Below are 6,536 nucleotides of genomic sequence, written 5' to 3'. Positions count from 1 at the left end.
TAGTCGAAGCTGTTCATTTTCGGTCCTCCGGATCTCGTATTTGCTTCGAGTTGCGCCTGCAGATTTAAGATTATTCATAACATCCAGAAATCCCTTTGTTAACATCGTCTGCTGGGAATGATTTTTTGTAAAATAGATTGTTTTCCATAAAAAATACAGCAGGATTACTAAAAATTTAAACCCCTTCATGACATAGAATCAAAGCGGGAGGTGCGTAGATTAGCGACCGAATATGGGCTAAATATCACCCACTAGCCCCTTTGTCAGCGTTTACCTGGAGTTTGAACGAATATCTTTCAAATGAGGAGGCGGCATTATGGTCCGCAGATCGCTGGTATTAGTGTTGATTTTAATTGTGATGCTGTTGTTTGGTGTATCTCTATCTGCCCAGGAGTATTGGGCGTATGGTGAGTTTAATCAGCAGTATGAAAGATTTAAGTATGAAATCACCTCTTATTCTTATAAATGGGACTATGACCTGGGTGAAGAGGTTCGTGAAGAAACCAAGCAGATTCAAACCCTTGAGCTAAACAAGATCGATGATGATACCACAAAACTAACTATCGCATATACTTACGATGTTCCATCGAAAGACCTATATGATCAGTTTACTTTCATGGGACTGAGTGGTTTAAGTTCTTTTATGATGAGCGGCGGCGACTGGATAGGCGAGATTGTGATGCTGAACTTCTATGCAGAAGATATGGAGCTGGAAGTTGGCAGCATTATTCAGCTTTACGACGGCTCGAGAATTCGAATTACCGCAAAACAAACTGTAGCCGGTGTGGAAGGTTATTTCTTCACTAGGAGCGAACGGCATCAGGATGATGATGGCAATCGGATCGATGTTAAAATCTCGGAATTTGTGGTAGCTCCAGATATCGGAATGCCCCTCCTGGTTCGAATTTATTCCGGTGGTGAAGTTAGTTTTATCATGGAGTTAGTGGAGTACTCAAGACAGTAAAATATAGATTTGTTTCTCTCAATCTTGAGCGCCTCCGGCTAACGCTGGGGCGCTTTTTAAATATAAAATTTACTATTTCCATAATTCTGCGAAGGAATATATAACCGATATGGTAAATTAATAATTTGAAGTTAAAATCCACTCCGGTAAGGGAGGGGAAGTGCATGTCGCGTTTTGGTCTGGGGAGTATCCTGTTGTCAGTTCTGCTGTTAGCTTCGTTAATAGGGGTTCCAGCGGTAAAAGCGTGGTCTGAAGTTGTTGTCACTGAACCTTGGTCCGAGTTTGAAAGTACAGAAGTGGATTCAGCAGGCGTGGAAGCTGCGGCTGGAGTGGAGGAACAGGCTCCTGCTGTCGCACCTGTCCCGGAGATTGACGATTTTCTCCTGGATTTTGAGAGTCTTTACGGGACATGGTACATCTGGACGCCGAGTACTTTTGTTAATTTATACGATGTGGATGACGGAGATTATGCGGCGCATGAGCTGGTCGCGGGAGCCGGACAGGGCGTGGTGGTGATCAATCCGGACGGCACTTACAGTATGAGCCACGCTGCCTGGGATCGGGATGAAGTAGTGGAAGGGAAATGGCGGCTTTCTTTTCCCCGTGAAATCAATGGTGAAGTTGTTCAGGCGATAGTGCTTCTTGACGGCCTCACAGGTGTGAATTGGGCTGTAGCACCGTCTATCACCGGCAAGATTCGTCTGCTCTATGCATTAGATACTGCGCTCTGGGTTTTCGATTCAGAGCTGTACCGCGATGAATAAAATTGATATCAAAAAACGCAGTAGATGGGGAGCTTGCTCAAAAGACCGCTAAAAGCGGTCTTTTGTCAATTGTAAGTGTTTTGGCTGCTTGCGAGCCAGTTGGCGATATAATCAAATCCCCGTTTAGAAGAACCCAGCTGCCGATAAATGATCTGTCCATCGCTGCTGATAAGATAAAAAGCTGGACTGATCGAAGCCTTAAACGCCCATTTAGTGGACTTGTCAGCGTCCACATAAAGAGGGAAGTCCCAGCCTTTTTGTTCGTAAAACGCCTTGGTTTCTGCAAGTGAATCAGTGATATTTACCGGTATTATCTTTACGTGATTATTTTCAATAACTAACGCGTTTAATGCCTCCAACAGCTGAACACTGGGATGGCAGCCGGTATACCACAGCACCAGCAGCGTATCTTGGCCGTGGAGGTCCTGGAACTTGACTCTGCTGCCGGTGCTGTCGAGGAGGTGAAACTCAGGAACAATTGTTCCAGGGGCAGGTGGCCTCCCCTGGGTATTAGCAATATCCTCCCGTATAAGTTTTTCCTGTCTGTAGTTAAAACCCAAGGTGCCGATCAGGATTACTGTTAGGACCAAGTTGAACACAAGTGATTTGTAATTAAGCCTTCCAGCCAAAATGGCCACCTCCTCCGTGTTAGTTTAATCTAGGTGTTCTACCTAGGCATTCAATCGGGTCTAAATTTGCACCCTTCCAAGCGGGATACAAACCGACCAAAACCGTAAAGACAGTCAAGATTCCAAATGCTATGATGACAAGGAAGCCATCGAAAATCATGGGAAATGCTAGTTGGCTGAGAAACGGGTGCAGGCAGTACCCGACTCCCACTCCTATTCCGCTGGGAGTCAAGATGGTAACCACTGTTTCTGTCAAAAACTGCAGGAGAATCTGAAAAGGCCTCGCTCCGACAGCCATCCGCAGACCTATTTCCTGCCTGCGCCGCAGAACTTGAATCATCTGCATGCCAAACATACCTAACGCCGCTACGATCATTACCAGGAATGCAAAGCCAACCAAAATCGCGATCAGGAGATTCTGGGCTTGGGGATCGCCCACATACTGCGCTGGAAAAGGATTGACGGCATATGCTGCTTCGAAGTCTAAGCCTTCAAGATAATTCGCCATCCGGGCTGCATCCAAAACGCTGCCCTCAAGCCAAATGCTCCGGTAGACTCCAACCCAATCTTCCAAAGGGATGGCTTTGATGGGGTATATCACGAAGCGATCGGAAGAAACCCTAAACTGGAATTGCTCGTAACCCCTTAAGTCAACAGTTTTTACGGGCAGTTCAATTGCGTCTTCCAGCACTCCAATAATGGTCAGATCAGCCATGAGGGATCGGGCGCTGAAGGGCTTGCCGATGCTGTTGGAAACCGTTCCGTACAAGTCTTTAGCTAAGCTCTCGCTGATCAGGCAGACAAGGTGGTCGTTTTCTTCATGGGAGAAATACCGGCCAGCCCTAAGGTTAGGCTGTAAGACTTCCAGATACAAATGATTGGTACCGAGGTAATCGAAACCATTGTTCCCGTCTGGTTCCCAATATTCGGTGAGGAGACCTCCTTGATCCGTTACTGCGTCGATATAATCGAAGGGTAGGGGGCCAAGGCTCCCATAAGTGCCTTTCACCGACAGACCGATCACTGAAATTCCGGGAGGGTACTGGGCTCTGGCCAGTTCTTCTTCATAAATGATTCCCCTTGCAAGGCCGATCACAACAACCAATACCACACCGATTACAAAAGCTTGAAATTTGAAGAAAAAGTTTTTCCTCATTTATCTCACCTCTTGCTTGAGCACCAGCACCGGATCGATTTTTGCTGTCTGCCTCGCGGGAATCACCGACGTGATCCATCCCACCAGCAGCGCCAAAAGCATTCCTGCGATTGCTGTGACAATATTAAAAGCAGCCCAATACTCGCCCACATATTGGTTCATAATGGTATTTACAATGCCAGCGAGGACGATACCCAAATATCCGCCTTGGAGTGAGCAAGCCACAATCTCTGCAGAAATTTCCCTGCTCAAATGCTTGGGCTGAGCCCCTAAAGCAGCTTTTAAACCAAATTCGCGCTGCTGATCATACACATTGGCTGATGCGATCTGGATAATATTCAAGCCTGCAAGCAGAAACACCAAGAAAGCAATCAGAAAAATTCCGGTTAGGATCAGTAAGGTTCGAGCATGTTTACTGTAGTCTTGTTCACCGGGCGCTGCTACCTTGACTGCAGGGGCATTCTCCATGTGAATTATGTTTTGGGAGAGAATTCGCTCTAAGTCTGCTTTGCCAAATGTGGGAGAATATACAGCTATCTCCATGATCAGCCCATGGTCATAAATACCATCATTGAACTCTTCGTACCAGACTTCAACCGGAAAGAAAACACTGCTGGCAGAGTAGTTGTTGTGGGGCATTCTACCAAGATTGACATCGCCCTGAACAGCGCCGATGACCTGATACTTTTTACCATTGATAACAAGTGATTCCAGTGCTTCTGCACCAAAAAGTTCCACAAGATCATTGGTGACTACACAAACCGGATTGCGGTTTTCCTGATCATCCCGCGTAAAGAATTCCCCTTGCGTGATTGCTAATCCAAACACCTGAGCAAGGTCAGCATCAACACCGATTATGTGGGCATCATAGAAATCTGAGCCAATTTGCACATCAACTTCCCGCTGCTCCAATGAGATCACGGAAGTTGCAATATCTTCCGGGAGCCACCTCTGGATCTCCCGAACACTTGGCAGGGACATCCCCATAACCCCAGCGCTGCCGCTCGGCTGATAAATCGCATACATATCTTCGGCAATCTCGTTAGACTCTTGGATGTGAATCACCAGCCCTTGACCGATGCCGAAAATCAAGGAGGTAGCTACCACACCCATGGCAATCCCTATCATTAGCAGAGTTCTATACAAAGGTTTCACTGCATCACCTCCTAAGCTTGAGGATGGGAAAATACAACCGACTCAGCACCGAGCTTGGAATCGTCGATAATCCTGCCGTCCATCATCTGCAGCAGTCTATGGGCTTGGCTGGCAACCATAGCATCATGGGTAACCACCACCACTATCTTGCCCTGCTTTTCTGCCAGAGTTTTTAAGATCTCCACAATCTCCCTGCCAGTGCTGCTGTCAAGGTTGCCGGTAGGTTCGTCAGCCAGAATCACCTGAGGGTCATTAACTAAGGCTCTGGCGATTGCCACGCGCTGCTGCTGTCCTCCGGACAGCTGATCCGGGTATCGGTCTGCAAAATCTTCAATACCCATCTGTTCGAGGGCCACCATTGCTCTCGGTTTCCACTCCTTCCGCGATCTGTGGCTGTAGCGGAAGGGAAGCATTACGTTATCCAATACAGTCTTGTCGGTGAGCAGGTTGAACGCCTGGAAGACAAAGCCGAATACCTCATTGCGCAGCCGCGATTTGGCTTTTAGGTCGAGTGCTCCCACATCCCGGCCATCCAGAATGTATGCACCTGATGTGGCGCTGTCCAGACATCCGATAATATTGAGCAGCGTAGTTTTGCCGGATCCAGAAGGACCCATCACGGCAGTAAGCTCATTAGGATTAAGTTTAAGACTTACCTGATCTAGGGCAGTGACGGTAACAGGCTCCTGCCCATATACTTTGGTTACACTTCGTAACTCAATCATGTTTCTGCCACCTCTCAATCATAGTTGTAACCCACTTTAGATCGGCCTCCGCCCGATAGATATTCCGCTCCAGCAGCACTGCCATTGGAGAATTTTCCGGTGTTTGATCCCGCATTTGGGTTAAGCTTTTGATTACGCGCAGAATAAAACTTCGATAAGCCCGCAAAATTGCCAGCGCTTCTTGATAATCGATTATGTCAAATGCTAGTATTCTCAATGCCAATTCATCGAAAAAGAGATTCCAGTTATCTTCTGTCTGCAGCCATTCCCACAGATGCTTTCGGCCTGCTTCGGTGACGCGGTATACTTTTTTATCCGGTTTTTCGGTCTGGGCAACTTCGTAGGATTCAATATATCCATCTCTTTCCAGGCGGTTTAAGGTCTGGTAAACCTGACCGAAATTTAAGGGCCATCTTCCTCCGGATAAAGCTTCAAAACCGTTTTTCAGCTCATAGCCATGAAGCTCGTTTTGGGTTAATAATGCTAGGAATAAATGTTTTACTGCCACTGCGACACTCCTTATATACTCGGTATGTATATACTCAGTATATATATGGGTTCAAATAATGTCAAGAATTAAAGGCAAAACAAAGTTCCGAAGGCAGCTTTTGTTGTTTTCTGTTTGATGTTACTCATGATCCAATCCGTGGCTGCGTCTGCGCAGCTGGAAAAGCTGACTACTTTGTTGGAGCCAAAGGTTGATAAGTATTATTTAAAGCAGGTAATTACCGATCACACGAGCGCTTCCCGCTTCGAGTTTGATGACCAGTTGACTGAATTCATAGTGGAGCAGGATAGCGGGGAAGCGAACTTTGATTATCGGCTGCTGCCGTGGATTCGTTTTCATGCGCTGCCGCTTCCGGAAGGATTTGACTATCCTGATGAAACCATCGTCGATTATTTGATTACACTTACAGACGGAAAGCGCTTTCATTATGTAGGAATCTCTGCCGCAGCTAGTTATGAGGACAGCCGGACAGGTGTACCGTATCGGATTTCTATTAACTATCAAGAAAAGGGAGCAACAGCACAGGTTATGGGCACTCCATTTGCCCTGTATTCAGAAAGCTATTTTCTTGCTTATCAGGAGCAGGCCGAACTCTTAAAGGCACTGATCCTGCCGCTGCGATAATGACAGAGCCG

General features: G+C 46.7%; 8 protein-coding genes. 3 read left to right on the top strand and 5 right to left on the bottom strand.

Going from position 1 to position 6,536, the window contains the following annotated elements; genetic code table 11:
• The first annotated feature begins 316 nt into the window (after nt 1–316).
• Both GX019_03240 and GX019_03235 read left to right on the top strand, forming a co-directional pair.
• Entirely contained in the window at nt 317–964 is a 648-nt protein-coding gene (locus GX019_03240; protein ID HHT36174.1) for a hypothetical protein, read from the top strand.
• A 164-nt stretch (nt 965–1,128) separates the two neighbouring features.
• Entirely contained in the window at nt 1,129–1,728 is a 600-nt protein-coding gene (locus tag GX019_03235) for a hypothetical protein (protein ID HHT36173.1), read from the top strand.
• Nucleotides 1,729–1,793: 65 nt separating this feature from the next.
• On the opposite strand, the gene GX019_03230 is transcribed toward GX019_03235, so the two are convergent.
• The 5 genes from GX019_03230 to GX019_03210 are packed head-to-tail and all read right to left on the bottom strand — an operon-like array spanning nt 1,794 to nt 5,901.
• Nucleotides 1,794–2,357: a TlpA family protein disulfide reductase gene (locus tag GX019_03230; protein HHT36172.1), complete on the bottom strand. Its 564-nt coding sequence runs from the start codon at nt 2,355–2,357 to the stop codon at nt 1,794–1,796.
• Between the two features lie 19 nt (nt 2,358–2,376).
• On the bottom strand, nt 2,377–3,513 hold the full coding sequence (locus tag GX019_03225; protein HHT36171.1) for an FtsX-like permease family protein: 1,137 nt from the start codon (nt 3,511–3,513) through the stop codon (nt 2,377–2,379).
• Entirely contained in the window at nt 3,514–4,668 is a 1,155-nt protein-coding gene (locus tag GX019_03220) for a hypothetical protein (GenBank protein ID HHT36170.1), read from the bottom strand.
• Nucleotides 4,669–4,679: 11 nt separating this feature from the next.
• On the bottom strand, nt 4,680–5,393 hold the full coding sequence (locus GX019_03215) for an ABC transporter ATP-binding protein (protein ID HHT36169.1): 714 nt from the start codon (nt 5,391–5,393) through the stop codon (nt 4,680–4,682).
• Nucleotides 5,386–5,901 (bottom strand): helix-turn-helix transcriptional regulator, encoded by a 516-nt coding sequence (locus GX019_03210; GenBank protein HHT36168.1) that lies wholly within the window; start codon nt 5,899–5,901, stop codon nt 5,386–5,388. The genes GX019_03215 and GX019_03210 overlap by 8 nt, the downstream gene beginning before the upstream one ends.
• Nucleotides 5,902–6,018: 117 nt before the next feature.
• Between GX019_03210 and GX019_03205 the strand changes: the two genes are divergently transcribed.
• The gene (locus tag GX019_03205) at nt 6,019–6,525 is read left to right on the top strand and encodes a hypothetical protein (GenBank protein HHT36167.1); all 507 of its coding nucleotides are present in this window, start codon (nt 6,019–6,021) and stop codon (nt 6,523–6,525) included.
• Nucleotides 6,526–6,536 lie beyond the last annotated feature (11 nt).

This window comes from Bacillota bacterium, from assembly GCA_012837335.1.
Classification (GTDB): domain Bacteria; phylum Bacillota; class Limnochordia; order Darwinibacteriales; family DTU012; genus DTU012.
This window is presented reverse-complemented; position numbering and strand designations above follow the sequence as displayed.